The sequence below is a fragment of the Aequorivita sp. 609 genome, assembly GCF_014212065.1.
In the GTDB taxonomy this organism is placed as follows: Bacteria; Bacteroidota; Bacteroidia; order Flavobacteriales; family Flavobacteriaceae; genus Aequorivita; species Aequorivita sinensis.
In genome coordinates this window covers 86,295-112,671 of record NZ_JACJVM010000006.1, presented here as the reverse complement: position 1 = coordinate 112,671, position 26,377 = coordinate 86,295, and the positions used below count along the sequence as shown (strand labels likewise).

At 36.9% G+C, this 26,377-nt stretch carries 37 protein-coding genes and 1 pseudogene; 2 read left to right on the top strand and 36 right to left on the bottom strand.

Annotation, left to right across the window (positions count from 1 at the left end):
• Window positions 1-250 precede the first annotated feature (250 nt).
• A pseudogene (mgtE, locus tag H4O20_RS03940) lies at window positions 251-1,564 on the top strand (magnesium transporter).
• A gap of 85 nt (window positions 1,565-1,649) precedes the next feature.
• Here the strand turns inward: mgtE and H4O20_RS03935 are convergent.
• The 36 genes from H4O20_RS03935 to rpsL all read right to left on the bottom strand — a co-directional run bounded on the left by H4O20_RS03935 (window position 1,650) and on the right by rpsL (window position 24,137).
• Window positions 1,650-2,564 (bottom strand): dimethylarginine dimethylaminohydrolase family protein, encoded by a 915-nt coding sequence (locus H4O20_RS03935; protein ID WP_185098341.1) that lies wholly within the window; start codon window positions 2,562-2,564, stop codon window positions 1,650-1,652.
• Between the two features lie 63 nt (window positions 2,565-2,627).
• A complete protein-coding gene (locus H4O20_RS03930; protein ID WP_185098340.1) occupies window positions 2,628-3,914 on the bottom strand; it encodes a citrate synthase in 1,287 nt (428 codons plus the stop codon).
• Window positions 3,915-4,094: 180 nt separating this feature from the next.
• Window positions 4,095-5,381, bottom strand: coding sequence for a phosphopyruvate hydratase (eno, locus tag H4O20_RS03925; protein ID WP_139855383.1), 1,287 nt, complete (start codon window positions 5,379-5,381; stop codon window positions 4,095-4,097).
• Window positions 5,382-5,424: 43 nt separating this feature from the next.
• On the bottom strand, window positions 5,425-6,534 hold the full coding sequence (gene carA, locus H4O20_RS03920; protein ID WP_185098339.1) for a glutamine-hydrolyzing carbamoyl-phosphate synthase small subunit: 1,110 nt from the start codon (window positions 6,532-6,534) through the stop codon (window positions 5,425-5,427).
• A 138-nt stretch (window positions 6,535-6,672) separates the two neighbouring features.
• Entirely contained in the window at window positions 6,673-7,149 is a 477-nt protein-coding gene (rplQ, locus tag H4O20_RS03915; RefSeq protein WP_139855385.1) for a 50S ribosomal protein L17, read from the bottom strand.
• 143 nt (window positions 7,150-7,292) lie between these two features.
• Window positions 7,293-8,285, bottom strand: coding sequence for a DNA-directed RNA polymerase subunit alpha (locus H4O20_RS03910; RefSeq protein ID WP_139855386.1), 993 nt, complete (start codon window positions 8,283-8,285; stop codon window positions 7,293-7,295).
• Between the two features lie 22 nt (window positions 8,286-8,307).
• Entirely contained in the window at window positions 8,308-8,913 is a 606-nt protein-coding gene (gene rpsD / locus H4O20_RS03905) for a 30S ribosomal protein S4 (protein ID WP_139855387.1), read from the bottom strand.
• A gap of 132 nt (window positions 8,914-9,045) precedes the next feature.
• Entirely contained in the window at window positions 9,046-9,447 is a 402-nt protein-coding gene (rpsK, locus tag H4O20_RS03900) for a 30S ribosomal protein S11 (RefSeq protein WP_139855388.1), read from the bottom strand.
• Window positions 9,448-9,458: 11 nt separating this feature from the next.
• Window positions 9,459-9,833, bottom strand: coding sequence for a 30S ribosomal protein S13 (gene rpsM / locus H4O20_RS03895; RefSeq protein ID WP_139855389.1), 375 nt, complete (start codon window positions 9,831-9,833; stop codon window positions 9,459-9,461).
• 3 nt (window positions 9,834-9,836) lie between these two features.
• The gene (gene ykgO / locus H4O20_RS03890) at window positions 9,837-9,953 is read right to left on the bottom strand and encodes a type B 50S ribosomal protein L36 (protein WP_009779203.1); all 117 of its coding nucleotides are present in this window, start codon (window positions 9,951-9,953) and stop codon (window positions 9,837-9,839) included.
• Window positions 9,954-10,001: 48 nt separating this feature from the next.
• Window positions 10,002-10,217, bottom strand: a complete 216-nt coding sequence (gene infA / locus H4O20_RS03885) for a translation initiation factor IF-1 (protein WP_139855390.1) — start codon at window positions 10,215-10,217, stop codon at window positions 10,002-10,004.
• 104 nt (window positions 10,218-10,321) lie between these two features.
• A complete protein-coding gene (gene secY, locus H4O20_RS03880; protein ID WP_139855391.1) occupies window positions 10,322-11,665 on the bottom strand; it encodes a preprotein translocase subunit SecY in 1,344 nt (447 codons plus the stop codon).
• A 12-nt stretch (window positions 11,666-11,677) separates the two neighbouring features.
• On the bottom strand, window positions 11,678-12,130 hold the full coding sequence (gene rplO, locus H4O20_RS03875; protein ID WP_139855392.1) for a 50S ribosomal protein L15: 453 nt from the start codon (window positions 12,128-12,130) through the stop codon (window positions 11,678-11,680).
• A gap of 14 nt (window positions 12,131-12,144) precedes the next feature.
• Complete coding sequence (gene rpmD, locus H4O20_RS03870; protein WP_139855393.1) at window positions 12,145-12,324, bottom strand: 50S ribosomal protein L30; 180 nt, start codon at window positions 12,322-12,324, stop codon at window positions 12,145-12,147.
• Window positions 12,325-12,335: 11 nt separating this feature from the next.
• Window positions 12,336-12,860, bottom strand: a complete 525-nt coding sequence (gene rpsE, locus H4O20_RS03865) for a 30S ribosomal protein S5 (protein ID WP_139855394.1) — start codon at window positions 12,858-12,860, stop codon at window positions 12,336-12,338.
• Between the two features lie 8 nt (window positions 12,861-12,868).
• Complete coding sequence (gene rplR, locus H4O20_RS03860; RefSeq protein ID WP_139855395.1) at window positions 12,869-13,225, bottom strand: 50S ribosomal protein L18; 357 nt, start codon at window positions 13,223-13,225, stop codon at window positions 12,869-12,871.
• Between the two features lie 11 nt (window positions 13,226-13,236).
• Window positions 13,237-13,779 (bottom strand): 50S ribosomal protein L6, encoded by a 543-nt coding sequence (rplF, locus tag H4O20_RS03855; protein ID WP_139855396.1) that lies wholly within the window; start codon window positions 13,777-13,779, stop codon window positions 13,237-13,239.
• A gap of 15 nt (window positions 13,780-13,794) precedes the next feature.
• Window positions 13,795-14,196 carry a 30S ribosomal protein S8 gene (gene rpsH / locus H4O20_RS03850; protein ID WP_139855397.1) on the bottom strand — a complete coding sequence of 134 codons (402 nt, stop codon included), beginning with the start codon at window positions 14,194-14,196 and terminating at the stop codon, window positions 13,795-13,797.
• Between the two features lie 89 nt (window positions 14,197-14,285).
• Window positions 14,286-14,555, bottom strand: coding sequence for a 30S ribosomal protein S14 (rpsN, locus tag H4O20_RS03845; protein ID WP_139855398.1), 270 nt, complete (start codon window positions 14,553-14,555; stop codon window positions 14,286-14,288).
• A gap of 3 nt (window positions 14,556-14,558) precedes the next feature.
• Window positions 14,559-15,110: a 50S ribosomal protein L5 gene (gene rplE, locus H4O20_RS03840; RefSeq protein ID WP_139855399.1), complete on the bottom strand. Its 552-nt coding sequence runs from the start codon at window positions 15,108-15,110 to the stop codon at window positions 14,559-14,561.
• A 2-nt stretch (window positions 15,111-15,112) separates the two neighbouring features.
• A complete protein-coding gene (gene rplX, locus H4O20_RS03835) occupies window positions 15,113-15,427 on the bottom strand; it encodes a 50S ribosomal protein L24 (protein WP_139855400.1) in 315 nt (104 codons plus the stop codon).
• 13 nt (window positions 15,428-15,440) lie between these two features.
• Window positions 15,441-15,809: a 50S ribosomal protein L14 gene (gene rplN, locus H4O20_RS03830; protein ID WP_045079247.1), complete on the bottom strand. Its 369-nt coding sequence runs from the start codon at window positions 15,807-15,809 to the stop codon at window positions 15,441-15,443.
• A gap of 2 nt (window positions 15,810-15,811) precedes the next feature.
• The gene (rpsQ, locus tag H4O20_RS03825) at window positions 15,812-16,075 is read right to left on the bottom strand and encodes a 30S ribosomal protein S17 (RefSeq protein WP_139855401.1); all 264 of its coding nucleotides are present in this window, start codon (window positions 16,073-16,075) and stop codon (window positions 15,812-15,814) included.
• A gap of 15 nt (window positions 16,076-16,090) precedes the next feature.
• Window positions 16,091-16,282 (bottom strand): 50S ribosomal protein L29, encoded by a 192-nt coding sequence (gene rpmC / locus H4O20_RS03820; protein ID WP_139855402.1) that lies wholly within the window; start codon window positions 16,280-16,282, stop codon window positions 16,091-16,093.
• An 11-nt stretch (window positions 16,283-16,293) separates the two neighbouring features.
• A complete protein-coding gene (rplP, locus tag H4O20_RS03815) occupies window positions 16,294-16,713 on the bottom strand; it encodes a 50S ribosomal protein L16 (RefSeq protein ID WP_062622470.1) in 420 nt (139 codons plus the stop codon).
• 18 nt (window positions 16,714-16,731) lie between these two features.
• Window positions 16,732-17,454, bottom strand: a complete 723-nt coding sequence (gene rpsC, locus H4O20_RS03810) for a 30S ribosomal protein S3 (RefSeq protein ID WP_139855403.1) — start codon at window positions 17,452-17,454, stop codon at window positions 16,732-16,734.
• Window positions 17,455-17,458: 4 nt separating this feature from the next.
• Window positions 17,459-17,869 (bottom strand): 50S ribosomal protein L22, encoded by a 411-nt coding sequence (rplV, locus tag H4O20_RS03805; RefSeq protein WP_139855404.1) that lies wholly within the window; start codon window positions 17,867-17,869, stop codon window positions 17,459-17,461.
• 6 nt (window positions 17,870-17,875) lie between these two features.
• Window positions 17,876-18,154 carry a 30S ribosomal protein S19 gene (rpsS, locus tag H4O20_RS03800; protein WP_139855405.1) on the bottom strand — a complete coding sequence of 93 codons (279 nt, stop codon included), beginning with the start codon at window positions 18,152-18,154 and terminating at the stop codon, window positions 17,876-17,878.
• Window positions 18,155-18,157: 3 nt separating this feature from the next.
• Window positions 18,158-18,982: a 50S ribosomal protein L2 gene (gene rplB / locus H4O20_RS03795; protein WP_139855406.1), complete on the bottom strand. Its 825-nt coding sequence runs from the start codon at window positions 18,980-18,982 to the stop codon at window positions 18,158-18,160.
• 26 nt (window positions 18,983-19,008) lie between these two features.
• Complete coding sequence (gene rplW, locus H4O20_RS03790) at window positions 19,009-19,299, bottom strand: 50S ribosomal protein L23 (RefSeq protein ID WP_185098338.1); 291 nt, start codon at window positions 19,297-19,299, stop codon at window positions 19,009-19,011.
• A 7-nt stretch (window positions 19,300-19,306) separates the two neighbouring features.
• Entirely contained in the window at window positions 19,307-19,936 is a 630-nt protein-coding gene (gene rplD, locus H4O20_RS03785; RefSeq protein ID WP_139855408.1) for a 50S ribosomal protein L4, read from the bottom strand.
• Complete coding sequence (gene rplC / locus H4O20_RS03780; protein WP_139855409.1) at window positions 19,936-20,547, bottom strand: 50S ribosomal protein L3; 612 nt, start codon at window positions 20,545-20,547, stop codon at window positions 19,936-19,938. The genes rplD and rplC overlap by 1 nt, the downstream gene beginning before the upstream one ends.
• 207 nt (window positions 20,548-20,754) lie before the next feature.
• Complete coding sequence (rpsJ, locus tag H4O20_RS03775; RefSeq protein ID WP_010181931.1) at window positions 20,755-21,060, bottom strand: 30S ribosomal protein S10; 306 nt, start codon at window positions 21,058-21,060, stop codon at window positions 20,755-20,757.
• An 11-nt stretch (window positions 21,061-21,071) separates the two neighbouring features.
• The gene (gene fusA, locus H4O20_RS03770; protein ID WP_139855410.1) at window positions 21,072-23,201 is read right to left on the bottom strand and encodes an elongation factor G; all 2,130 of its coding nucleotides are present in this window, start codon (window positions 23,199-23,201) and stop codon (window positions 21,072-21,074) included.
• Between the two features lie 3 nt (window positions 23,202-23,204).
• Entirely contained in the window at window positions 23,205-23,681 is a 477-nt protein-coding gene (gene rpsG, locus H4O20_RS03765; RefSeq protein ID WP_139855411.1) for a 30S ribosomal protein S7, read from the bottom strand.
• A gap of 81 nt (window positions 23,682-23,762) precedes the next feature.
• Window positions 23,763-24,137 (bottom strand): 30S ribosomal protein S12, encoded by a 375-nt coding sequence (rpsL, locus tag H4O20_RS03760; protein ID WP_073215344.1) that lies wholly within the window; start codon window positions 24,135-24,137, stop codon window positions 23,763-23,765.
• 423 nt (window positions 24,138-24,560) lie between these two features.
• On the opposite strand from rpsL, the gene H4O20_RS03755 reads away from it, so the two are divergent.
• Window positions 24,561-26,258, top strand: a complete 1,698-nt coding sequence (locus H4O20_RS03755; RefSeq protein ID WP_185098337.1) for a POTRA domain-containing protein — start codon at window positions 24,561-24,563, stop codon at window positions 26,256-26,258.
• Window positions 26,259-26,377 lie beyond the last annotated feature (119 nt).

Below are 26,377 nucleotides of genomic sequence, written 5' to 3'. Positions count from 1 at the left end.
TGTTGTAACCCCACACAATCCAATCTACATAGAAGAAAATATATTTTAACCCCTAAAAATTAACTTTACATGGTTCCTTAAGCTTAATTAACAAGTTAATTTTATTATGTTAAAATAAATTACAGAAAAACACCATAGACTAAAAACTAATTTACACTAAAGCCCTTCTTACCTTTATTGATTATATTTACGCAAGTTCACCTTTCCTATTTCTAAAAATAACATTTCATATCATTTCAATTATTTAGTTATGGTAAATTTTCAAAATCAACATCCAGCAGACGTAGCTGAGCAATTAAGAGATATGGACAAAGACGAAAGAAACTTGTCTTTTTTAATGCTTACACCTGAAAAAAAAACTGAAGTTTTTCGTTTTTTAGAGCCATCATTTTAAATAAAGGTCATCAAAGCTCTAGGAAACCAAGAGCTATCTGATGTTTTAAAACAATCTACCTCCTGACAACAGAACTAAGCTTTTTGAAAATTTTCAAGACTATCTTATTAAGACTTCCATAAACCTTCTAAACCCTGAAGAAAGAGAGATAGCACTCAGTTTAATTGGCTATAAAAAAAATAGTATAGCGCGATTGATGACACCTCATTATATACAAACAAAAGCAGAAAAAACTGTTAGTGAAGTCTTATCATTTATAAAAAAAGAAGGAATAAAGGCAGAGACTTTAAACTTTGTTTATGTCGTTGATAATAAAAACAAACTCATTGATGACCTTAGGATAGGACAATTACTACCAGCCGATTCTAACACAAAGATATCCGAACTAATGGACCGTCACGTCTTAGCCATCACTTCTACAACGTCAGTAGAAGACGCTGTGGAAATTTTTGATAAGTACGATCGCTCGGCCTTACCGATTATCACAGAAAGTAGTGTAATAGTGGGCATAGTATCATTCGACGATATTTTATACAAGGTTCAAGAACAAACCACTGAAGAAATTCAAAAATTTGGAGGTACTAAAGGATTAGAAATGTCGTACACAGAATCAACGCTTTTTGACCTTGTAAAAAAAACAAGTTGGCTAGTGATTCTGTTTTTTGGTGAAATGCTCACCGCTTCAGCTATGGGGATTTTTGAAGGAGAAATTGAAAAAGCGGTTGTACTTGCATTATTTGTTCCTCTTATCATTTCAAGTGTGGTAACTCAGGATCTCAAGCAGCCTCATTAATTATTAGAGTTATGGTCTTAAAAGAATTAAAGCTAAGAGACTGGTGGTATGTATTGAAAAAAGAACTACTCTCTGGAGTGTTGCTTGGCGCAATTTTAGGATCTATAGGATTTTTACGAATATTATTATGGCAAAAAGTAGGATTCTATAATTACGGCGAGTTTTGGCTTAAGGTTGCATTAAGCGTTTCGGCTTGCTTAGTATTTATTGTTCTTTAGAGAACTCTTTCAGGCTCTTTAATCCCATTTATATTGAAATCATATAAAATGGACCCTGCGACGGATTCAGCTCCATTTGTGGCAACACTAGTTGATGTTACAAGGATAATTATCTTCTTTTCGATTGCAGCATTCTTCCTGGCAAGAAAATTATTTTAGCCAATTTCATTTTAAAAATAAAAAGCCATCCTCATGCGGATGGCTTTCATATATTTTTTAAACTTTTGTAAAATTCGCTGATGTATTAATCTCGAATTAAAGGCAATGTAGAGCAACGTAGCAAACCCTCTTGCTTTGCAATCTCAGCATAAGGCACTTCTTCCACAGTAAAACCTTGCTCACGCAGCCAAGTGTTTAATCTTGTAAAATTCTTTTCTGAAATAACCACATCTGGAGAAATAGAAAAAATATTGCTATTCATGTGGTACATTTCTCTCTTGCTAATATGGAAACAATTTTCTTTGCCGAAGAAATTAACGAGCCACTCGTACTCTTCGTCAACCAAAAATCCATCTTTATGGATAATTGCTTTCCCTCTACCCAATGGCTGGAAGCAGCAATCTAAATGCAGTGCATTATCTTCAGCCACAGTGTTGCTTTTTCTTAGGTTAAAAGATTTAACTGTTTTATGCGGAAACAATTTTCGAAGGTGTTCTACCCCCTTCATATTTGTTCTAGCAGTGATATAGTCTGAATAATCATCACCGTAATATGTTCCAACAAAGATGTAATCTCCCCAAGGCATTACATCTCCACCTTCTATATGTGCAGCTTCTGGGAATTCAATTATTTTTGAAGGGTCTATTTCATCAATTACCGAATGAATAGCATCTATTTCTTTACTTCTATCCTCAAGAATATTTGCTTTAAAGAACTTATCTTCAATTACGAAAGCAATATCTCTAGTAAAGATTTGATTGTAGTCTTCTATCAAATCTGGGCGGTAAACTTTTACGTTATATTTTTCAAATACCGCAGCCACTGCTTCCATTTCCTTAACCATATCTTCATCTTTAGGATAAGTACCTGCTTTTATATGTTCTGCAGATTTTGGATCGTATGCGTCTTCTAATTTAGGAACAGGACCATTACTATCTGCGCGCCCGAGTACTACGGCACGTAGTTGTGAAATTTCGTCGTTTATATTCAGCTTTATCATAATAGCAAATATAGAAAAAGCACCTCTATACCGAAGTGCTTTTAAATTTATTAGAAATAATATTTATCTTGTTTCAACTGTTTTAAATTCACGCAATTTTTCGCCGATATAAATTTGACGTGGACGTCCTATTGGCTCCTTGTTTAAACGCATCTCTCTCCATTGAGCAATCCATCCTGGCAAACGACCTAATGCAAACATTGGCGTAAACATTTCTACTGGAATTCCTAAGGCACGGTAAATAATACCTGAATAAAAGTCAACGTTAGGATATAGTTTTCTCTCTACGAAATACGGGTCTTCTAAAGCTTCTTTTTCTAATGCTTTCGCGATATCTAAAATATCATCTTGGATTCCAAGATTTTCTAAAACATCATCCGCAGCTTTCTTTATGATTTTAGCACGTGGGTCGAAATTTTTGTAAACTCTATGACCAAATCCCATCAATCTAAACGGATCGTTTTTATCTTTTGCTTTTGCCATGAACTTTTTAGTATCTCCACCATCTGCTTTTATTTCTTCAAGCATTTCAATAACAGCTTGATTTGCGCCACCGTGAAGTGGTCCCCATAAAGCTGCAATTCCAGCAGAAATAGAAACAAATAATCCAGCGTGTGAAGATCCAACAATTCTCACTGTAGATGTAGAGCAGTTTTGCTCGTGGTCTGCATGTAGAATCAACAATTTATCTAGCGCCTCTAAAACAATTTCATTAGTAGTGTAGTCACCACTTGGCTTTTTGAACATCATCTTCAAAAAGTTGTCTACATAACCAAGTGTATCCCCACCATAGTCTAATGGAAGCCCCATACGTTTTCTGTATGTCCAAGCCGTTAAAACAGGGAATTTACCAAGAATCTTAACTATAGCCTTATACATATCCTCCTCACTATCAACATTGACAGACGATGGATTAAAAGCTACTAAAGCTGAAGTTAAAGAAGACAACACGCCCATTGGGTGTGCAGCTTTTGGAAATCCATCCAAGATTCTTTTAACATCTTCGTCAACGTGTGACTGCGCTTTAATATCTTCGTGGAATTTATTAAGCTGAACTTCAGTTGGTAATTCACCAAAAATTAGCAAATAGCATACCTCTAAAAAATGTGCTTTTTCAGCAAGTTCTTCAATGGCATAACCTCGGTAACGTAACACTCCTTTTTCACCATCTAAAAATGTAATAGCACTTTCGCAAGCACCCGTATTTTTATATCCTGGATCTAAAGTTACAACACCACCGGTACTGCTCCTTAGAGTTTTTACATCTATACCAATTTCATTTTCAGTTCCTTCCACTACCGGGAATTCATATTTTTTACCTTCTATTTCGAGGGTCGCCATCTTTGCCATAAAGTATCGTGTATATTTAATTTTTTCAGAAATGCTAAATTACAAAATTTTAAGCAATTTTTTTAAGTTTTGCCTATTAAGTTAGGTTAAAAAAACCTTAATACGCAGGGCATAGACATCATTTTTATAGACATAAAAAAACCTCGTCTAAAACGAGGTTTTAATTTACTTTATAAATACCTAAATTTTAAAGGCATTTTGCTGTGGAAAGTATGCAACTTCACCCAATTGCTCCTCAATTCTAAGCAATTGATTGTATTTCGCCATTCTATCACTACGTGATGCAGAACCAGTTTTTATTTGCCCACAGTTTAATGCCACTGCAAGATCTGCAATAGTATTATCTTCTGTTTCACCACTTCTATGACTCATCACCGAAGTATATCCTGCATTATGCGCCATATTCACAGCTGCTATAGTTTCAGTTAAAGTTCCAATCTGATTAACCTTAATAAGAATTGAATTAGCAATACCTTCTGAAATACCTCTAGAAAGTCTTTCAACGTTGGTTACAAATAAATCGTCACCTACCAGCTGAACTTTATCACCAACCTTCTCAGTAAGATATTTCCAACCTTCCCAATCGTTCTCATCCATCCCATCTTCAATAGAAATAATTGGATATTTTGAACATAATTCGGCTAAATAATCTGCTTGCTCTGTAGAAGTGCGCACTTTTCCTTTCTCGCCTTCAAATTTGGTGTAATCGTATTTACCATCAACATAAAATTCTGCCGCAGCACAATCTAATGCTATCATAACATCATCACCTAATTTGTAACCAGCTTTTTCAGTAGCTTTTGCAATAGTATCTAAAGCATCTTCTGTTCCATTTAGAGTTGGAGCAAAACCACCTTCATCACCAACAGCAGTACTCAAACCACGATCGTGTAAAACTTTTTTAAGATTATGGAAAATTTCTGACCCCATTTGCATGGCATGAGCGAAATTTTTAGCCTTAACTGGCATAATCATAAATTCCTGAAATGCAATTGGCGCATCACTGTGAGAACCACCATTGATAATATTCATCATTGGCACAGGAAGTGTTTTAGCACTTACACCACCAACATATCTATATAAAGGCTGCCCTAATTCGTTTGCAGCCGCCTTAGCACAAGCCAAAGAAACCCCTAAAATAGCATTAGCCCCAAGATTTCCTTTGTTTGGAGTACCATCTAGCTCCATCATTGTTTTGTCTATGAGACCTTGTTCAAATACAGAAACACCTAATAGTGTACCTGCAATTTTTCCATTTACATTTTCAACTGCATTTAAAACGCCTTTGCCCATGTAATCTTTTCCACCGTCGCGAAGCTCTACAGCCTCGTGTTCCCCGGTTGAAGCTCCTGATGGCACAGCAGCACGGCCCATATATCCATTTTCAGTAATTACGTCAACCTCTATAGTAGGGTTTCCTCTAGAATCGAAAATCTGTCTAGCATTGATGTCGATAATGATACTCATTGCAATGTTATTAATTGTTAGTTGTTATTAGTTAAGTAAAATACTACTTGTGTTTTTCTATTACATCAATAAATTGATCAAAAAGGTATGACGCATCGTGTGGTCCAGGACTTGCTTCTGGATGATATTGTACAGAAAAAGCAGGCTTGTTTTTCAGACGAATCCCAGCTGCGGTATGATCGTTTAAGTGTTCGTGTGTTATTTCTATATTCGGATTAGCCTCAGCTTCTTCCCTATTGATTGCGAAACCATGGTTTTGAGAAGTAATTTCACCTTTACCTGTAATAAGATTCATTACTGGGTGGTTAATACCACGATGACCGTTGTGCATTTTATAAGTAGAAACTCCATTTGCCAGGGCCAACATTTGATGTCCTAAACAAATTCCAAACATTGGAAGCTCCTTATCTAGGATAGTTTTTACAACTTCAATTGCACTTTTTAACGGCTCTGGATCACCAGGACCATTTGAAATAAAGTAACCATCTGGATCAAAAGCTTCTAAATCTTCAAAACTTGAATTGTACGGGAATACTTTTATATAACAATCACGCTCGGCAAGCATTCGTAAAATATTTTTTTTAATACCAAGGTCCAAAGCTGAAACTTTATACTTAGCATTCTCATCTCCGAAGAAATAAGGTTCTTTAGTTGAAACTTTTGAAGCTAACTCTAAGCCATCCATATTGGGAACATCGGCTAATTCCTTTTTTAGGTCTTCAATATTATCTACTTCCGTAGAAATAACGGCATTCATCGCTCCGTTATCTCGTATGTAATTTACTAACGCTCGTGTATCTACATCACTAATAGCAAGTAAATTATTTCTATTTAAAAATTCTTCTAGTGAGTCGTCAGCTGCCGGACGTGAATAGTGGTAACTAAAATTACGCACCACCAAGCCTGCAATTTTAATACCTTCCGATTCTACTTCTTCTTTATTAGTACCATAATTCCCAATGTGAGCATTGGTGGCTACCATAATTTGACCAAAGTAAGAGGGGTCTGTAAAAATCTCTTGATATCCCGTCATTCCAGTATTAAAACAAACTTCACCAAAGGCCGAGCCTTCTTTGTTACCTACCGCTTTACCGTAGAACACAGTTCCATCTGCTAATAAAATAAGTGCTTTTTTTCGTGTTTGATATTTCATCTTTTGAAGGCTTTCAACCCATCGATAATCTTTGGGTGACAATTATTAGGTTTCTCAAAAATCTTTGCAAAAATAGTATAAAAAAAAGGGATAAACGAAAACGCTTATCCCTTTGTTATTTTATGAATAAAAAATCATTTATTCTTCTTCTTTTTTAGCTTGTGTAGCTTTTGCTGGAGCAGCTTTTGCAGCACCGCTTCCACGACGACTTCTACGAGTAGATTTCTTCTTGGTTGCTTTACCAACATTGTAGATTTCGTTGAAATCAACTAGCTCTATCATTGCCATATCAGCGTTATCACCTAGACGATTACCCAATTTAATAATACGAGTGTAACCACCTGGACGATCACCAACTTTTGGTGCAACAGTTCTAAAAAGCTCTACAACTGCATCTTTTTGACGCAATTTAGCCATAACCAAACGACGGTTATGAGTAGTGTCTTCTTTAGACTTAGTTACTAATGGCTCAACAAATTGCTTAAGCGCTTTTGCTTTAGCAACCGTAGTGTTAATTCTCTTGTGTTCGATAAGAGAACTTGCCATGTTAGCCAACATTGAGTGTCTGTGGGCAGTTTTTCTTCCTAAGTGATTGTGTTTTTTTCCGTGTCTCATGACATTTTAGTTTTCATCATCTTGCTACAAAATCCGTTCATCGGAGAGCAAACTATGATGGGTTAATTTTAAAGATTTGAGATAATAGACGTGAGATATGAGACTAATATCTAACATCTCACGTCTAAGGTCTCAAGTCTGTTCTAGTCTTTATCTAATTTATATTTTGCAAGGTCCATCCCGAAGTTAAGGCCTTTAACACTTACTAACTCTTCAAGCTCTGTAAGTGATTTTTTACCGAAGTTACGGAACTTCATCAAGTCATTTTTGTTGTAAGATACAAGGTCTCCCAAGGTATCAACTTCAGCAGCCTTTAAACAATTTAGCGCACGAACCGAAAGATCCATATCTACTAATTTAGTTTTTAGCAACTGACGCATATGAAGAGATTCCTCATCATAAGTCTCAGTTTGTGCAATCTCATCAGCCTCTAGAGTTATGCGCTCATCGCTGAACAACATAAAGTGGTGGATTAATGTTTTTGCAGCTTCAGTCAATGCATCTTTTGGGTGAATTGATCCGTCTGTTTGGATTTCGAAAACCAATTTTTCGTAATCTGTTTTCTGCTCTACACGGAAGTTTTCAATACTGTACTTCACATTTTTAATTGGAGTGTAGATAGAATCTGTAAAGATAGTTCCTAAAGGAGCATTGGCTTTTTTGTTCTCTTCTGCAGGAACATAACCGCGGCCTTTTTCGATAGTAATTTCGAAATTAAGGTTTACCTTCTTATCCATATTGCAAAGAACCATATCTGGGTTCAATACTTGGAAACCTGAAATAAATTTTTGGAAATCGCCAGCTTTTAACTGATCTTTTCCAGAAACTGAAATAGTAACTGTTTCGTTATCTATTTCTTCAATTTGTCTTTTGAAACGAACTTGTTTCAGGTTCAAAATAATTTCGGTAACATCTTCCACTACTCCGGCAATGGTAGAAAATTCGTGATCCACGCCTTCGATACGTACCGAAGTAATGGCGAATCCTTCCAAAGAGGATAGTAATACGCGTCTTAATGCGTTACCAATGGTAAGACCGTAACCTGGTTCCAAAGGACGAAATTCAAATTTCCCTTCGAAATCGGTAGAGTTTACCATTATAACTTTATCAGGCTTCTGAAAACTAAATACTGCCATAATTGACTTTCTGTGTTTTTTATTATTTAGAATATAATTCTACAATCAACTGTTCGTTGATGTTTTCTGGAATTTGGATACGCTCAGGAATAGAAACGAAAGTTCCTTCCTTTTTCTCTCCGTTCCAAGTGATCCACTCATAAACGTGACTTGCGTTAGCCAATGAATCGTTGATTGCTGTAAGAGATTTTGATTTCTCTCTAACTGCCACTACATCTCCAGGCTTAAGTTGGTATGATGGAATGTTTACTTTTTCACCATTTACAGTGATGTGTCTGTGAGAAACAAGTTGTCTAGCACCTGAACGTGTAGGAGAAATTCCCATTCTGTACACTACGTTGTCTAAACGAGACTCACACATTTGAAGCAATACTTGACCTGTAATTCCAGGAGCAGCATTTGCTTTCTTAAACATATTTCTGAACTGACGCTCTAAAATACCGTAAGTGTATTTTGTTTTTTGCTTTTCAGCAAGTTGAATTGCGTATTCAGATTTTTTTCCACGACGACGTGTGTTACCATGTTGTCCTGGAGGGTAATTTCTTTTTTCGAAAGATTTGTCGTCTCCGAAGATTGCTTCCCCGAATTTACGGGCGATTTTAGTTTTTGGACCAGTATATCTTGCCATTTCTAATTTAAGGTTTTGAAGAAAAACTAAATTAAGGTCGTTTTATAGAGAACACTTGGAGGCGCAATAAATTGCACCTCAAGCTCTCGATCCTTTAGTCTTTGATTCCTTCAGATTGATATTTACTATTTATTAAACTCTTCTTCTCTTTGGAGGACGGCATCCGTTGTGCGGCATTGGAGTAACATCGATAATTTCAGTTACTTCAATTCCTGCATTGTGGATAGATCTTATTGCAGATTCTCTTCCGTTTCCTGGACCTTTTACGTAAACTTTTACTTTACGTAAACCAGCGTCATGAGCAACTTTTGCACAATCTTCTGATGCCAACTGAGCAGCGTAAGGAGTATTTTTCTTAGATCCACGGAAGCCCATTTTACCGGCTGAGGACCATGAGATAACATCTCCATTCTTATTTGTTAACGAAACAATAATGTTGTTGAAGGAAGCAGTAATATGTGCCTCACCAACAGATTCAACATTAACTTTACGTTTTTTAACTTGTTTTGTAGTCTTAGACGTTGTCTTTGCCATAACTCTAGGTTTTATTTAGTTGCTTTTTTCTTGTTAGCAACAGTTTTACGTTTTCCTTTTCTAGTACGAGAGTTATTCTTAGTACGTTGTCCTCTTAATGGAAGACCTGTTCTGTGACGAATACCTCTGTAACAACCAATATCCATTAAGCGCTTAATGCTTAATTGAACTTCACTACGTAATTCACCTTCGATTTTGAACGATCCAACAGCGTCACGAATAGCACCGATTTCATCATCGTTCCATTCACTTACTTTTTTATCTTCGTCAACTCCGGCTTTGTTCAGAATATCTTGGGCACGGCTTCTACCGATTCCAAAGATATACGTTAACGCGATTACACCCCTTTTGTGCTTCGGGATATCTACACCTGCGATTCTTGCCATAACTTATCCTTGTCTTTGTTTGAACTTTGGGTTCTTTTTGTTAATTACATATAATCTACCTTTTCTGCGTACAATTTTGCAGTCGGCACTTCTCTTTTTTACGGATGCTCTTACTTTCATCTCTCTTTGATTTAATTTATTGTTCAATGAACCTGTGAGGTCCGTTGTTTAGTATCTGTATGTTATTCTCGCCTTAGTTAAATCGTAAGGGCTCATTTCAAGCTTTACTTTATCACCAGGCAACAATTTAATATAATGCATACGCATTTTTCCAGAAATGTGAGCGGTTACAATATGACCATTTTCCAATTCAACACGAAACATAGCATTTGAAAGCGCTTCAACTATACTCCCATCTTGCTCAATTGCGTTTTGTTTTGCCATTTTTTAATATAATTTAAATTAAAGGTGAATTTTAAAGAGTGCAAAAGTACGATAAACTTTTTAAAATCTCATACTTACACTTTAAATAGTTCACCCTATTACATTTAAGCTACCGCTTTTCTGTTTTTTCCTGTTTTCATTAAGCCATCGTAATGACGGTTTAATAAGTAGGAGTTTACTTGTTGCATGGTGTCGATAGCCACACCTACCATAATTAGTAGTGATGTACCACCATAGAATAATGCCCAACCTTGTTGGATCCCCATCAACTTAACTACGAATGCAGGGAAAATAGCAATAAGCGCTAAGAAGATAGAACCTGGAAAGGTAATTTGAGACATAATTCGATCTAAATATTCTGCAGTTTGACTTCCTGGCTTAATACCTGGAATAAATCCACCACTTCTTTTTAAGTCATCAGCCATTTTGTTCGTAGGAACAGTAATAGCAGTGTAGAAGTATGTGAAAATAATAATCAAGATTGCGAATACTACGTTATACCAAAGGCCAAATATATCACTAAATGTAGCTTGAACACCTTGAGCGAACTCGCTATCAGATAAACTAGCAACTGCAGATGGCACAAACATAATTGCTTGCGCAAAGATGATTGGCATTACTCCAGATGCATTTAGCTTTAATGGAATAAACTGACGAGCACCAAAAATATTCTTTTCATATCCGCCACTCGCTGTTCTTCTTGCATATTGTACTGGTATTTTACGAACAGCCATTACCAACATAATTGATAATAGAATAATCACAAACCAAATAACCAATTCAATAAGAATCATAATCAAACCTCCGTTTGATTCCATTACTCTTGAAACAAATTCTTGAGCAAACGATTGCGGCATATTTGCGATGATACCCACCATAATAAGTATGGAAATACCATTACCAACTCCTTTGTCGGTAATTTTCTCACCTAACCACATAGCGAATATTGTTCCTGTTACAAGTATAATTACAGATGAAACATAGAACATAAGGCTTTGCCCCATAACAAATGCTTCTGGTGGCACTCCCATTGCTGGAAGACCTGCAAGGTAACTCGGTGCCTGAACCAAACATATACCGATAGTTAACCATCTAGTAATTTGATTGATTTTTTTACGGCCACTTTCTCCTTCTTTCTGTAATTTCTGTAGGTATGGAACAGCAATTTGCATTAACTGTACTACAATAGAAGCTGAAATATAAGGCATAATACCTAAAGCAAAAACAGAAGCGTTGGCAAAAGCCCCTCCTGTAAATGCGTTTAGTAAACCACCAATACCGCCAGAGTCAAATTGACCTGCGAACTGTGCCAACATATCTGCATCTATCCCAGGTAATACTACTTGCGCACCAAAACGGTACACTAATAGCATTCCTAACGTAAGCAAGATGCGGTTACGAAGCTCTTCTATTTTCCAAACATTTTTTAAGGTATCGATAAATTTCATCCCTATCTTTTGTTACAATATTACTACTTCACCTCCGGCAGCTTCAATAGCTTCTTTTGCCGAGGCAGTAAACTTGTGCGCAGATACTTTCAGTTTTGCTTTTATCTCTCCTCTACCTAAAATCTTAACCATTTCATTTTTTCCAGCAAGACCTAAACCAAATAAGGTTTCAAAGTCAACGGCATCTTTTATTTTCTTGTCGTCAACCAATTGTTGTAAAGTATCGATGTTGATACCTTTATACTCCTTACGGTTGATGTTTGTAAATCCAAACTTAGGAACACGACGTTGTAATGGCATCTGACCACCTTCAAATCCAAGTTTCTTTGAATATCCTGAACGTGATTTTGCACCTTTATGTCCGCGGGTAGCAGTGCCACCTTTACCGGAACCTTGTCCGCGACCTACTCGCTTGCCTTTGTTTTTCGCCGATCCTGCGGCGGGTTGTAAGTTACTTAAATCCATTTTTTCGTGTTTCCTTATTTAGTTTCAACTGAAACTAAGTGATTAACTTTATTGATCATACCAAGTATGCTTGGCGTATCTTCGTGTTCTATGGTTTGTCCTATTTTACGTAGGCCAAGTGCTTCCATAGTTTGTTTTTGGTCTTTTGGGCGATTAATTACGCTTCTAACCTTTGTTACTTTTATTTTTGCCATCGCTTTGATATTTATCCTTTGAATACTTTTTCAAGTGAAATCCCACGTTGGTCAGCGATTGTTTGGGCGCTACGCATTTGCAATAGAGCGTCAAAAGTTGCTTTAACAACGTTATGTGGGTTTGAAGATCCTTGAGATTTTGACAATACATCGTGTACTCCAACAGCTTCAAGTACCGCACGTACAGGTCCACCAGCGATAACTCCTGTACCAGGCGCAGCTGGGATAAGGTTTACGCGAGCACCACCGTACTTACCTTTTTGCTCGTGTGGAAGCGTTACTTTGTTAAGTGGAATACGAACTAAGTTTTTCTTAGCATCTTCAATAGCTTTTGCTATTGCGCTAGCAACGTCTTTGGATTTCCCAAGACCTTGTCCAACCACTCCTTTCTCATCTCCAACAACTACAATAGCTGAAAATCCGAAGGCACGACCACCTTTGGTCACCTTGGTTACACGTTGTACACCTACCAAACGGTCTTTTAAGTCAAGACCTCCTGGTTTTACTAATTCTACGTTTTTATAATCTTGATACATAATTTTACTTAGAATTTAAGGCCACCTTCTCGTGCACCTTCAGCTAATGATTTTACTCTTCCGTGGTATAGGTAACCGCCTCTGTCGAAAGCGATCGTTTCAACACCAGCTTTAACAGCTTTTTCTGCGATTAATTTCCCAACCATTTTTGCAGCTTCAACTTTATTTGTATTTGAAGCGTCTATCTCTTTATCTCTTGAAGATGCAGCGGTAATGGTTTTCCCATTTACATCGTCAATTATTTGAGCGTATATTTCTTTGTTGCTTCTGTAAACAGCCAAACGCGGACGACTTTCAGTCCCCTCAACCGTTTTTCTGATTCGCATGCGCAAACGCTCTCTTCTTTCGTATTTTGATAATGCCATAACTCTATTTGTTATGCAGATTTACCTGCTTTTCTTCTTAATTGTTCACCTACAAACTTGATACCTTTTCCTTTGTAAGGTTCTGGCTTACGGAAACTACGAATTTTTGCAGCTACCTGTCCAACTAATTGCTTGTCGTGCGAAGTTAGTTTTACAATCGGGTTCTTACCTTTATCAGATACGGTTTCCACTTTTACTTCTGGAGCGATATCCATAACGATGTTGTGTGAAAATCCTAAAGCTAAATCTAGTTTTTGTCCTTGGTTGCTCGCGCGGTAACCCACACCAACCAATTCTAATTGTTTAGTCCAACCTTTACTTACACCCTCAATCATATTATTAACTAAAGCTCTGTATAGACCGTGTCTTGCAGTGTGATCTTTAGAGTCTGAAGGGCGTTCCACTATTACGTGGTCATCTTCTACTTTCATGGTTATATCAGAGTATTCCTGAGATAACTCACCTAATTTTCCTTTTACGGTAATTACGTTGTCTTTAATATCAACTGTAACTCCTTGTGGGATTGCTACCGGGTTTTTACCTATTCTTGACATTTCTTTGTCTATTTTTTAGTAAACGTAACACAATACTTCACCTCCTACATTCTGAGCTTTAGCTTGCTGTCCTGTCATAACTCCTGAAGAAGTTGAAACAATAGCAATTCCTAATCCGTTCAGAATACGTGGAAGTTCTGTTGAACCTGCGTATTTACGTAAACCTGGTTTACTAATTCTTTGAATTTTCTTGATCACTGGCTCTTTAGTAAGCTTATCATATTTAAGAGCGATTTTGATGATACCCTGTGGAGTACTTTCGTCATCAAATTTGTAGCTCAATATGTAACCCTGATCAAAAAGGATTTTTGTAATCTCCTTTTTAAGATTTGACGCTGGAATCTCTACTACGCGATGTCCGGCTTTTGCAGCATTTCTAACTCTAGTTAGATAATCTGAAATTGGATCTATATTCATTTATTGATATTTGCGGTTGTGGTTTTTGCACGTTAATCGAAACAAACCTTCAACCAATTTATATTAAATTTTGGAACAAATTAATGTTCTTACCAAGATGCTTTACGAACACCAGGAATAAGGCCTTGGTTAGCCAATTCACGGAATGTAACACGTGAAACTCCAAAAGTTCTCATATACCCTCTTGGTCTTCCTGTAAGTTTACAACGGTTGTGTAAACGTACTGGAGAGGCATTTTTTGGCAGTTTTTGCAAACCTTCCCAGTCACCAGCTTCTTTTAAAGCTTTGCGCTTGGCTGCATATTTTGCTACCATTTTCTGTCTCTTAACCTCACGGGCTTTCATTGATTCTTTAGCCATCTCTTAGTTCTTTTTAAAGGGTAACCCTAATTCTTGTAATAATGATTTCGCTTCTTTATCGGTTTTAGCTGAAGTAACAAATGTAATATTCATTCCTTCAATCTTCTTCACCTTATCGATATCGATTTCAGGGAAGATAATTTGCTCGGTAATTCCTAAAGAGTAATTCCCTCTTCCGTCAAAACCTGTAGCTTTAATTCCGTTAAAGTCACGTACCCTAGGCAATGCTGAAGTAACCAATCTATCAAAAAATTCGTACATGCGCTCTCCACGTAACGTAACTTTTACACCAATTGGCATACCTTTACGTAATTTGAAGTTTGCAACGTCTTTCTTAGAGATAGTTGGAACCGCTTTTTGCCCGGTTATCTTAGTAAACTCATCAACCGAATAGTCAATAAGTTTCTTATCAGCTACTGCTGCACCCACTCCGCGGGAAACAACAATACGCTCTAATTTTGGTACTTGCATGACGTTTGTGTAACCAAATTCGTCAGTAAGAGCATTGATCACTCTGCTTTTGTACTCGTCTTTAAGTCTTGGTGAATATGCCATAACTATATTGCTTGATTCGATTGTTTTGAAAACCGTACTTTTTTACCATCTTCCATTTTATATCCTACTCTTGTAGCTTTTCCAGATTTTGGATCTACTAAAGATAGGTTTGAAATATGGATAGGAGCTTCTTTCTTAACGATACCACCTTGTGGGTTAGCAGCGCTAGGCTTCTCATGTTTAGAAACCATATTTACTCCTTCTACGATTGCTTTGTTTTTGTCAAGGAATATTTTCATTACCTTACCTTCTGAACCTTTATGGTCTCCGGCAGTAACTACTACTGTATCTCCCGATTTTATTTTAAGCTTTGTCATCTTAGTTTTCATATTAAAGCACCTCTGGTGCCAATGATACTATTTTCATAAATTGCTTGTCGCGAAGTTCTCTTGCTACCGGTCCAAATACACGTGTTCCTCTCATTTCACCTTGTGGGTTTAATAAAACACATGCATTATCATCGAAACGGATGTAAGAACCATCAGGTCTTCTAATTTCCTTAACAGTACGTACTACTACTGCTGTAGAAACTGCACCTTTCTTAATGTTTCCATTAGGAGTAGCTTCTTTTACTGAAACTACTATTTTATCACCTATAGAAGCATACCTTCTTTTTGTACCGCCTAATACACGGATGCAAAGTACTTCTTTAGCACCGGTATTATCTGCGACTTTGAGTCTTGATTCTTGTTGTAACATAATTACTTCGCTCTTTCAATTATTTCTACTAATCTCCAACATTTGGTTTTACTTAAAGGTCTTGTTTCCATGATCCTTACTGTATCACCTTCATTGCAGTTGTTTGTCTCGTCGTGTGCAACGTACTTTTTCGTCTTTGTCACGAACTTTCCGTACATAGGGTGCTTTAATTTCTTAACCTCTGCAACTACAATAGACTTATCCATTTTGTTACTGGTTACCACACCGATACGTTCTTTTCTTAAATTTCTTTTAATTTCTTCCATCTTTCAGCTGTACAATTATTGCACTTCTCTATTAGTTAGTTCAGTCGCTATTCTTGCTATCACTCTTCTTTGAGATCTTAGTTGAATTGGATTTTCCAACGGTGAAATGGTGTGAGCCATTTTTAGGTCTACATAGGCTTTTTTAGTTTCAGCAAATGATTCCTGAAGTTCTGCCGTTGTTGCTTTCTTAATTTCTGATTGTTTCATCTTTCAAAAAATTATGCTTGGAAATCCCGAGACATTACAAATTTAGTTTTTACTGGAAGCTTTTGTGCTGCAAGGCGCAACGCTTCTTTAGCTGTTTCAACTGGTACACCAGATACTTCGAAAAGTATTCTACCTGGTTTTACTACAGCAGCGTAATATTCAACAGCACCCTTACCTTTACCCATACGTACTTCAAGAGGTTTTTTGGTAATTGGCTTATCTGGGAAAATCATAATCCAGATAGACCCCTCTCTTTTCATAAAACGAGTAGCAGCAATACGAGCAGCTTCAATTTGTCTAGCTGTAAGAAATTCTGATTCCAACGATTTTATACCGAAGGTTCCATACGCTAATTGATTACCACGTCCGGCATCACCTTTCATACGGCCTTTTTGATGTTTACGGTATTTTGTTCTTTTAGGTTGTAACATTTTCTTCTGTTTAAAAAATTACTTTCTGCGGCGTGCTTTGTTGCCACCGCGTCCTTGAGCACCTTTACCACCTTTTTTGCCAGTCGAAAGACCAACTAGTGGAGAAAGTTCTCGCTTTCCATATACTTCGCCTTTCATAATCCATACTTTAACACCCAATCTACCATAAGTAGTGTGTGCCTCAACTAAAGCGTAGTCAATATCGGCTCTAAAAGTTGACAATGGGATACGACCTTCTTTGTAAGATTCTGAACGAGCCATTTCTGCTCCGTTCAAACGTCCTGAAATTTGAACCTTAATACCTTCTGCATTCATACGCATTGTTGCTGCAATAGCCATTTTAATTGCACGACGGTATGAAATACGGCTTTCAATTTGGCGTGCAATACTAGCAGCTACCAAATACGCATCTAATTCAGGTCTTTTGATCTCATGAATGTTGATCTGCACCTCTTTGTCTGTAATTTTTTTAAGCTCTTCTTTTAGCTTGTCTACTTCCTGTCCACCTTTCCCGATAATAATACCAGGACGGGCAGTGGTTATAGTAACGGTTACAAGCTTAAGCGTACGCTCAATAATTACTCTACTCACACTAGCTTTACTTAAACGAGCGTGGATATATTTCCTGATCTTGTCGTCTTCGGCTAATTTGTCGCCGTAGTCGTTGCCTCCGTACCAGTTGGATTCCCAACCTCTAATGATACCTAAGCGATTTCCGATTGGATTTGTCTTCTGTCCCATTTAATTAATTGCTTTGTGTGTTATCGTTAGCTGCCAATACCAGTGTTACGTGGTTGGAGCGTTTTCTAATTCTGTGTGCACGGCCTTGTGGTGCAGGACGAAGTCTTTTTAACATCGTACCACCATCCACACGGATTTCTTTAACAAAAAGATCTGCGTCTTCAATTGAAGCATCTTCGTTCTTTTGCTGCCAGTTTGCAATAGCAGATAAAAGTAACTTCTCTAATTTACGAGAAGATTCTTTTGAACTAAATCTCAATATGTTAAGTGCTTTATCTATTTTCTCACCACGCACCAAGTCTGCCATTAAACGCATCTTTCTTGGTGAAGTGGGGCAATTGTTCAATTTAGCAAAGTATAATGTTTTCTTTGCCTCCTTGATTGCTTCTGCTCTTTCTCTTTTACGAACTCCCATGGCCTATTATTTTTTACCTTTGTTTTTAGCACCTGCATGACCACGGAATGATCTTGTAGGTGAAAATTCTCCTAGTTTATGCCCTACCATGTTTTCTGTTACATACACAGGAACAAATTGACGTCCGTTATGAACAGCAATGGTTTGACCAACAAAATCTGGAGTAATCATAGAAGCACGTGACCAAGTTTTGATAACGGTCTTCTTATTACCTTCAACATTTTGCTGAACTTTCTTGTCTAGTTTATAATGAACGTACGGTCCTTTTTTTAACGATCTTGCCATAACTTATTTCTTTCTACGTTCTAAGATATATTTATTACTTGCTTTCGTTCTAGTACGTGTTCTGTAACCTTTTGCAGGTATACCATTTCTAGAACGTGGGTGTCCTCCTGAAGCTTTACCTTCACCACCACCCATTGGGTGATCAACAGGGTTCATAACAACTGGTCTTGTACGAGGTCTTCTTCCTAACCATCTGCTTCTACCAGCTTTACCTGATACTAACAATTGATGATCGTGATTAGAAACCGCTCCAATAGTAGCTAAACAATTAGCCAATACCAATCTAGTTTCACCAGATGGTAATTTGATAGTTGCATATTTACCTTCACGAGCCATAAGCTGTGCGAAAGTACCTGCACTTCTAGCCATTACCGCGCCTTGTCCTGGACGAAGCTCGATGCAAGAAATAACTGTACCTAAAGGGATTGCCGAAAGTGGCATTGCGTTTCCAATTTCTGGAGCAACTGAGTCACCAGAAACAATATTTTGTCCAACTTGTAGTCCGCTTTGCGCAATTACATATCGCTTTTCACCATCTTGGTAATTTAAAAGCGCGATAAACGCTGTACGGTTTGGATCGTATTCAATACTAGCAACTGTAGCAGGAATTCCGGCTTTGTTGCGTTTGAAGTCGATAATTCGATATCTTCTTTTATGACCACCACCTTTGTAGCGCATGGTCATTTTTCCTTGACTGTTTCTACCACCAGATTTTTTAATCGGAGCAAGTAAAGACTTCTCCGGCTTATCGGTTGTAATGGCGTCAAAACCATTAACAACCCTAAAACGCTGACCTGGGGTGATTGGTTTTAATTTTCTTACTGACATTTTCGTCTAATTAGATCTAAGTTATCTTAGATGTTACTGTAAAAATCTATTGTATCACCTTCCGCCACCTGTACGATTGCTTTTTTGTAAGCATTCGTTTTACCAGTTTGGACACCTGTTTTTGTATAACGGGTCTTCCTATCAGGGCGGACATTTATTGTGCGAACTTTTTCAACAGAAACTCCGTAAGTGGCCTCAACCGCTTTCTTGATTTCTATCTTATTCGCCTTTAGGTTCACTACGAAACCAAAAACATTATTGTCTTCAGCATCTTTAGTAGCTTTTTCCGTAATTATAGGTTTAATTAAGATGTTCATCCTGTTTCTATTTACTTAAGTTTGTTTCAATTCCTTCCAAAGAACCTTCAAACAGCACTAAACTGTTTGCATTCATAATTTTGTATGTACTTAATTGTGAGCTAGTTACAACTTCAGTACCTTTCAAATTGCGAGAGGACAAATATACATTATTATTTAAGTCTCCCAACACAAATAAAGATTTTTTATCGTCTAGTCCTAAGTTCTTTAAAACCGACACAAAATTCTTTGTTTTAGGTGCATCAAAATTCAACTCTTCCATAACGTAGATCGCTTTGTTATTTGCCTTCATTGATAGGGCAGATTTACGAGCTAAACGCTTAAGATTTTTGTTTAATTTGAATGAGTAGTTACGTGGACGAGGTCCAAACATTCTACCACCACCTTTAAAAACACCAGACTTGATGCTACCCGCACGAGCAGTACCAGTTCCTTTTTGTTTCTTTATCTTTCTAGTAGAACCAGCGATTTCAGCGCGTTCTTTTGATTTATGCGTTCCTTGTCTTTGATTTGCAAGGTATTGCTTTACATCAAGATAAACTGCGTGATTGTTAGGCTCTATTCCGAACACATCTGCAGAAAGTTCAACTTTTCTACCTGTGTCTTTTCCGTTAATGTCTAATACAGCTACCTTCATTATTTCTCAATCATTACATAAGAGTTTTTGTGTCCTGGGATTGCTCCTTTAACAACAAGTAAGTTCTTTTCAGCAACTACTTTTAAAACTCTTAAATTTTCTACTTTTACTCTTTCGTTGCCCATTTGTCCAGCCATACGCATTCCTTTGAATACTCTCGCAGGATATGATGCAGCTCCAATAGAACCTGGTGCACGTAAACGGTTGTGCTGACCGTGTGTAGCTTGTCCTACACCGCCAAAACCGTGACGCTTAACAACTCCTTGAAAACCTTTACCTTTAGATGTACCTACTACATCAACGTACTCTCCTTCGGTAAAAAGTTCCACAGTAAGTGTGTCACCTAATTTGTAATCTTCTTCAAAATACTTGAATTCGGCGACTTTGCGTTTTGCAACGGTTCCTGCTTTTTTTGCGTGCCCTTCAGCAGCTTTAGTAGCAGTCTTCTTGTCATCGAAACCAAGTTGAAGAGCTTCGTACCCGTCAACCTCTTTGGTTCTGACTTGGGTAACAACACAGGGTCCTGCTTCAATAACGGTACACGGAATATTCTTTCCGTTCTCGTCAAAGATGCTGGTCATCCCTATCTTTCTTCCAATTAACCCAGACATATTTATTAAATTAAAAATTATGAATTCCAAATGCAGAAGTCGATTCCTACATTCTTCCTTCGATTGTTTACTATTTATTGTTTGAAAAACAAACGGGATCAAAATAAATCCGATCCCGAATGTTACTTTGTTTTCCGTTTTTCCGTCGCTAACAAGCTCGGGACATTTTAGTGATCCTGAATTCAGAAAACTGAACTCAAAATTTTATCACACTTTAATCTCTACTTCTACACCACTTGGCAACTCTAACTTCATTAGAGCGTCAATCGTTTTTGAAGAAGAACTATAGATATCCAAAAGTCTTTTGTAAGAACTTAATTGGAATTGCTCTCTACTCTTCTTGTTTACGTGTGGAGAACGTAATACTGTAAAGATTTTTTTATGTGTTGGTAAAGGAATTGGCCCTGTTACTACAGCTCCAGTACTCTTTACGGTCTTTACGATTTTTTCAGCAGATTTGTCCACCAAATTGTGATCGTAAGATTTTAGTTTAATTCTAATTTTTTGACTCATTGCTGAAATTATTATTCGTTAGCGGTTCCTCTTGCTGCTGCAATTACACTTTCTGATATGTTAGAAGGTGTTTCAGCATAATGTGAAAATTCCATTGTTGAAGTAGCACGACCTGATGACAATGTTCTTAATGTAGTTACATAACCAAACATTTCAGAAAGCGGCACCTCAGCCTTGATAACTTTAGCACCGGCACGGTCACCCATACTAGCGATTGTTCCACGACGACGGTTAAGGTCACCAACTATATCACCCATGTTTTCTTCAGGTGTAAGCACCTCAAGCTTCATAATAGGCTCAAGAATTACAGCTCCAGCTTTCTTAGCAACTTCTTTGAAACCAATTTTTGCAGCTAATTCAAAAGATAATGCATCAGAATCCACAGGGTGGAAAGATCCATCTTTTAAAGTAACTTTCATAGCATCAACCTCAAAGCCTGCAAGTGGTCCATTAACCATTGCTTGAGTGAAACCTTTTTCTACAGCTGGGATAAATTCTTTTGGTACGTTACCACCTTTAATAGCGTTAACAAATTCCAATCCAATTTTTCCTTCTTCAGCTGGCTCAAGTGTAAATACAATATCTGCGAATTTACCACGACCACCAGATTGCTTCTTGTAAACTTCTCTATGGTCTGCAACTTTAGTTACAGCTTCTTTGTACTCAACTTGTGGTTGACCTTGGCTTACTTCTACTTTAAATTCGCGACGTAAACGATCAACGATAACATCTAAGTGAAGCTCACCCATTCCAGAGATAATTGTTTGTCCAGAAGCTTCGTCAGTACGAACTTGGAATGTTGGATCTTCTTCAGCAAGCTTAGATAAAGCCATACCTAATTTATCAACATCCGCTTTTGTTTTTGGCTCTACCGCAACCCCGATTACTGGGTCTGGGAAATCCATACTTTCCAAAATAATTGGATGCTTTTCTGCTGTTAGTGTATCACCAGTTTTAATATCTTTAAAACCAACTCCTGCACCAATATCTCCAGCTTCAATAAAATCGATAGCATTTTGCTTGTTAGCGTGCATTTGGTAAATACGAGAAATACGCTCTTTATTACCAGTACGGTTATTTAGAACATATGATCCTGCATCTAAATGACCAGAGTAAGCACGGAAGAAAGCTAAACGACCTACGAATGGGTCAGTAGCAATTTTAAATGCCAGTGCCGCGAAAGGCTCTTCTACACTTGGCTTACGTAATTCTTCTTTTTCAGTATCAGGATTAACCCCTACGATACCTTCTTTATCCATTGGAGAAGGCAAGTAACGACATACAGCATCAATTAAGAACTGTACTCCTTTATTTTTAAATGAAGAACCACAAATCATTGGAATAATGCTCATATCCATTACAGCAGCACGAAGAGCAGCATGCACTTCATCCTCAGTAATAGAATCTTCATCTTCCATATATTTTTCTAGAAGGTTTTCGTCGTAAGCAGCAACTTCTTCAATTAGTTTACCGCGGTACATACGAACTTCCTCTTTCATATCTTCAGGAATTTCAACAACGTCGAAAGTTGATCCGAATGTTTCATCATGCCAAACAATAGCACGGTTTTTCACTAAATCAACAATTCCTTTAAAATCAATCTCTTCACCTAATGGCAATACGATAGGCACTGCATTAGAACCTAACATATCTTTAACCTGCTGGCACACGCCTAAGAAGTTAGACCCATTACGGTCCATCTTATTAACGAAACCAATACGAGGCACCTTATAGTTATCAGCAAGTCTCCAGTTTGTTTCAGATTGTGGCTCTACACCATCAACAGCACTAAACAAGAAAACCAACCCATCTAGTACACGCAATGAACGGTTTACCTCTACGGTAAAATCTACGTGACCAGGAGTATCGATAATATTAAAGTGGTATTCTTTAGTTTCTGGTAATGGTTGTGCATTTTCCATTGGAAATTTCCACTTACAAGTAGTAGCAGCAGAAGTAATTGTAATACCACGCTCTTGCTCTTGCTCCATCCAGTCCATAGTAGCAGACCCTTCGTGAGTTTCTCCTAACTTATGGTTTACCCCAGTGTAAAAAAGGATACGTTCTGTAGTTGTTGTTTTACCGGCATCAATATGCGCGGCGATTCCGATGTTTCTTGTGTATTTTAAATCTCTTCCCATTGTTTAGAATCTGAAATGTGAGAATGCCTTATTAGCTTCTGCCATTTTATGAGTATCCATGCGTTTTTTAACCGCAGCTCCTTCCTCCTTTGCAGCAGCAAGAATCTCAGCAGCTAATTTAGCAGCCATAGATTTCTCGTTTCTTTTTCTTGAATATGTAATTAACCATTTCATTGCTGTTGCAATTTTACGGTCTGGACGAATTTGCATAGGAATTTGGAAGGTTGCCCCACCAACTCTACGACTACGCACCTCTACGTGAGGCATAACATTAGAAAGAGCGTCTTTCCAAAGTTCTAACGCAGTTTTTTCGTCGTCTTGCTTCTTTTCTTCTACAATATCAATTGCATCGTAGAAAACTTTAAAAGCCACACTCTTTTTTCCATCCCACATCATGTTGTTTACAAAACGCGTAACCAACTGGTCGTTAAACCGTGGATCTGGTAAAAGGGGTCTTTTTTTGGCCTGTTTTTTTCTCATCTGTTGTTTTGTTAATTGTTAATCGTCAATGCTAATTATACAACCTAAGCTATAAAGCATCAGCTATTAACCGTTTTCATTTTACTTCTTTGGGCGTTTTGCTCCATACTTAGATCTACGTTGCGTGCGGCCTGCAACACCTGCGGTGTCTAAAGCTCCACGAACAATGTGGTATCTAACTCCTGGCAAATCTTTTACCCTTCCACCTCTAACCAATACTATCGAGTGCTCTTGGAGATTATGACCTTCGCCTGGGATGTATGCGTTAACTTCTTTACCATTTGTAAGCCTTACCCTTGCAACTTTACGCATTGCAGAGTTAGGTTTTTTAGGCGTAGTAGTATATACACGCGTACAAACACCACGACGTTGTGGGCATGAATCCAAAGCAACCGATTTACTCTTCTTGGTTATTCTGGTTCTTCCTTTACGTACTAATTGTGAAATTGTTGGCATATAAAATATGTATTATTACTGTTTAAAAATAAAACACCCCTATTTTTAGGGGATGCAAATGTAGAATAAATTTTTTACTAATCAAACCATACTGAATTAATTTTCAGCATACTTCCAATTTTTTTTCATAAAAGAGACGAAATAGGAAGTTGAAGCTTTAATTTTGAAGAATGCAAACTTAAACTTATTAAAATCACTCAACAACAATTAAATACCATATCACGTTTAAGGTTATTCAATAAAAAAAAGAAACTCAATATAAGTAAACACACTTTGCTTACCTAATTGTAAAGCCTACAAATACCCACTTAGCAGTATTCTTATTTATATGTAGTACAACAAAGCAACATACAGATATAAAAGAAATAACAATTTCTAAAGAAAACTAAAGTTATTCAAACACAAAGAAACTAGATTAAAAATTTGAAACAAGCTACCACACTATTTCTACTCCTTAATATATATACCTGTTGGTTCTTAGGAATAAACGCCCAGGAGCTTACACTTTCTGTAAAAACTGAAAAACCTATTTCACAAAACCTTATTGACTCGCTACAAATTCCGAAAACATTTAAAAACTATTCAGAAATTGAAAAAGAAACAGATACAATTTCACTGAAACTTCAACGAATGGGATTTATTGAAAGTGAATTTCTTCAAATAAATAAGAAAAACGATAGTAGCTATGTTGCAGCTTTTAGTCTAGGACGAAAATACAATCAAATAAAAATATATTATTCTGAAGAAAATTTCACCCGAAAAGAATTACAACGAATTTCAAACAATATTACAAATTCCTATTTTACGGTAAATTTTGAAGCCATAACAAGTTCTCTAAACAAACTAACCGCCATACGAAATCAAAAGGGAAATGCTTTTGCGCGTTTACGATTAACAGAATTTCAAATTGAAGATAACAATTTGCTCACTGCATCTCTTTTTGTAGACAACAAGGAAATAAGAACAGTCGACTCTATTATAGTAAAAGGCTATGAAAAATTTCCTGTTTCATATTTAAAACACTATGCAGGGATAAAAAAGGGCAAAGTTTTTAACAAAGTAAAACTTCTTAAACAAAACGACAATTTAAACAATCTAGGTTTTGCCTCATCCACAAAACCACCCGAAGCACTTTTTAGAAAAGACTCAACTACTGTGTATTTCTATCTAGAAAAACAAAACAACAACTTATTTGATGGAATACTTGGGTTTGCTACAGATGAGAAAACGCAAAAACTTAACTTCAATGGGTTTTTAAATCTTGAATTAAACAACAATTTGAATTACGGCGAACAATTACTCATCAATTACAAAGCTGATGGAGAAGAACAAGTGAGCTTTAGAACAAAGCTCACACTCCCCTACTTGTTCCAATCGCCTTTTGGCCTAAGCGGAGAGCTAAAAATTTTTAAAAGAGACAGTACTTTTATCACCTCGGAGCAACAAGTACGAACTACATATCAAATCAACCCCCAATCGGCTACATATATAGGATACAAAAGTTACGACTCTAGTAATCTATTAGATGAGGCTATTGCTGGCAATCCTATTGAAGATTTTAAATCTAACTTCTTTATAGCTGGCGCTTCCTACATAACCACTCAAAACAAAAAGCTTTTCCCTATAAAAAGCAAAATCACCTTAGAAGGAGGAATTGGGAATCGAAAAAAAAACAACATCAATGAAGATCAAATAGGTGTTGAAGCACTTATCAGCAACATTTTTAATTTAAACTTTAAAAACTCAATATTTATACAAAACGCCACTAACATTTTAATTAGCGATAGCTACCTAACAAATGAACTTTTCCGTTTTGGAGGCATAAATAGCATCCGGGGATTTAATGAAAATAGTATAGACGCATCATTCTTTTCCATTATTAACACCGAATATAGATATCAATTCAATGAAGAAGTATTTGTACACAGCATTATAGACTTAGGGTATTTTGAAAACCAACCTCTTACTTTAAAACAAAATCTATACAGCTTTGGTTTTGGGCTTGGCATCAACACCAACACCGGTTTGTTCAGACTAAATGTTGCAAACGGGAACACCGAAAACCAAGATTTTAATTTTTCAAACACTAAGATTCACATCAGTGTTTCGTCAAAATTTTAATAAATCCTTATAATACAAGGATTCACTTTGATAAGGAAAGTTAAAAATTGGGAGTAAATACTTGTGTAATTAACTTTTTATTGTGATTTTTGCCGTTGGCTAATTCAAATAATTTATAA

What these genes read in the sequence shown, in the direction of transcription:
- rplX (WP_139855400.1), bottom strand. Translation starts at nt 15,427, where the DNA reads ATGACAAAGCTTAAAATAAAATCGGGAGATACAGTAGTAGTTACTGCC.
- H4O20_RS03935 (WP_185098341.1), bottom strand. Translation starts at nt 2,564, where the DNA reads ATGATAAAGCTGAATATAAACGACGAAATTTCACAACTACGTGCCGTA.
- carA (WP_185098339.1), bottom strand. Translation starts at nt 6,534, where the DNA reads ATGAAATATCAAACACGAAAAAAAGCACTTATTTTATTAGCAGATGGA.
- rpsQ (WP_139855401.1), bottom strand. Translation starts at nt 16,075, where the DNA reads ATGGAAGAAATTAAAAGAAATTTAAGAAAAGAACGTATCGGTGTGGTA.
- rplO (WP_139855392.1), bottom strand. Translation starts at nt 12,130, where the DNA reads ATGGATTTAAGTAACTTACAACCCGCCGCAGGATCGGCGAAAAACAAA.
- rpsG (WP_139855411.1), bottom strand. Translation starts at nt 23,681, where the DNA reads ATGAGAAAAAAACAGGCCAAAAAAAGACCCCTTTTACCAGATCCACGG.
- secY (WP_139855391.1), bottom strand. Translation starts at nt 11,665, where the DNA reads ATGAAATTTATCGATACCTTAAAAAATGTTTGGAAAATAGAAGAGCTT.
- rpmC (WP_139855402.1), bottom strand. Translation starts at nt 16,282, where the DNA reads ATGAAACAATCAGAAATTAAGAAAGCAACAACGGCAGAACTTCAGGAA.
- rplV (WP_139855404.1), bottom strand. Translation starts at nt 17,869, where the DNA reads ATGGGAGTTCGTAAAAGAGAAAGAGCAGAAGCAATCAAGGAGGCAAAG.
- rplB (WP_139855406.1), bottom strand. Translation starts at nt 18,982, where the DNA reads ATGTCAGTAAGAAAATTAAAACCAATCACCCCAGGTCAGCGTTTTAGG.
- infA (WP_139855390.1), bottom strand. Translation starts at nt 10,217, where the DNA reads ATGGCAAAACAAAACGCAATTGAGCAAGATGGGAGTATAGTTGAAGCG.
- rplP (WP_062622470.1), bottom strand. Translation starts at nt 16,713, where the DNA reads ATGTTACAACCTAAAAGAACAAAATACCGTAAACATCAAAAAGGCCGT.
- ykgO (WP_009779203.1), bottom strand. Translation starts at nt 9,953, where the DNA reads ATGAAAGTAAGAGCATCCGTAAAAAAGAGAAGTGCCGACTGCAAAATT.
- rplQ (WP_139855385.1), bottom strand. Translation starts at nt 7,149, where the DNA reads ATGAGACACGGAAAAAAACACAATCACTTAGGAAGAAAAACTGCCCAC.
- rpsE (WP_139855394.1), bottom strand. Translation starts at nt 12,860, where the DNA reads ATGTATCAAGATTATAAAAACGTAGAATTAGTAAAACCAGGAGGTCTT.
- rpsK (WP_139855388.1), bottom strand. Translation starts at nt 9,447, where the DNA reads ATGGCAAAGACAACGTCTAAGACTACAAAACAAGTTAAAAAACGTAAA.
- rpsS (WP_139855405.1), bottom strand. Translation starts at nt 18,154, where the DNA reads ATGGCAAGATCGTTAAAAAAAGGACCGTACGTTCATTATAAACTAGAC.
- rpsL (WP_073215344.1), bottom strand. Translation starts at nt 24,137, where the DNA reads ATGCCAACAATTTCACAATTAGTACGTAAAGGAAGAACCAGAATAACC.
- rpsJ (WP_010181931.1), bottom strand. Translation starts at nt 21,060, where the DNA reads ATGAGTCAAAAAATTAGAATTAAACTAAAATCTTACGATCACAATTTG.
- rplF (WP_139855396.1), bottom strand. Translation starts at nt 13,779, where the DNA reads ATGTCAAGAATAGGTAAAAACCCGGTAGCAATCCCACAAGGAGTTACA.
- rpsM (WP_139855389.1), bottom strand. Translation starts at nt 9,833, where the DNA reads ATGGCAAGAATCGCAGGTGTAGATATCCCGAAGCACAAAAGGGGTGTA.
- rpsH (WP_139855397.1), bottom strand. Translation starts at nt 14,196, where the DNA reads ATGAATATAGATCCAATTTCAGATTATCTAACTAGAGTTAGAAATGCT.
- rplC (WP_139855409.1), bottom strand. Translation starts at nt 20,547, where the DNA reads ATGTCTGGGTTAATTGGAAGAAAGATAGGGATGACCAGCATCTTTGAC.
- H4O20_RS03930 (WP_185098340.1), bottom strand. Translation starts at nt 3,914, where the DNA reads ATGGCAAAGATGGCGACCCTCGAAATAGAAGGTAAAAAATATGAATTC.
- rpsD (WP_139855387.1), bottom strand. Translation starts at nt 8,913, where the DNA reads ATGGCAAGATATACTGGTCCAAAAACTAAAATCGCCCGTAAATTCGGG.
- rplR (WP_139855395.1), bottom strand. Translation starts at nt 13,225, where the DNA reads ATGGCATTATCAAAATACGAAAGAAGAGAGCGTTTGCGCATGCGAATC.
- rplW (WP_185098338.1), bottom strand. Translation starts at nt 19,299, where the DNA reads ATGAACATCTTAATTAAACCTATAATTACGGAAAAAGCTACTAAAGAT.
- rplE (WP_139855399.1), bottom strand. Translation starts at nt 15,110, where the DNA reads ATGGCATATTCACCAAGACTTAAAGACGAGTACAAAAGCAGAGTGATC.
- fusA (WP_139855410.1), bottom strand. Translation starts at nt 23,201, where the DNA reads ATGGGAAGAGATTTAAAATACACAAGAAACATCGGAATCGCCGCGCAT.
- rplN (WP_045079247.1), bottom strand. Translation starts at nt 15,809, where the DNA reads ATGTTACAACAAGAATCAAGACTCAAAGTCGCAGATAATACCGGTGCT.
- rpsN (WP_139855398.1), bottom strand. Translation starts at nt 14,555, where the DNA reads ATGGCTAAAGAATCAATGAAAGCCCGTGAGGTTAAGAGACAGAAAATG.
- H4O20_RS03910 (WP_139855386.1), bottom strand. Translation starts at nt 8,285, where the DNA reads ATGGCAGTATTTAGTTTTCAGAAGCCTGATAAAGTTATAATGGTAAAC.
- rpsC (WP_139855403.1), bottom strand. Translation starts at nt 17,454, where the DNA reads ATGGGACAGAAGACAAATCCAATCGGAAATCGCTTAGGTATCATTAGA.
- eno (WP_139855383.1), bottom strand. Translation starts at nt 5,381, where the DNA reads ATGAGTATCATTATCGACATCAATGCTAGACAGATTTTCGATTCTAGA.
- rpmD (WP_139855393.1), bottom strand. Translation starts at nt 12,324, where the DNA reads ATGGCAAAAATAAAAGTAACAAAGGTTAGAAGCGTAATTAATCGCCCA.
- rplD (WP_139855408.1), bottom strand. Translation starts at nt 19,936, where the DNA reads ATGAAGGTAGCTGTATTAGACATTAACGGAAAAGACACAGGTAGAAAA.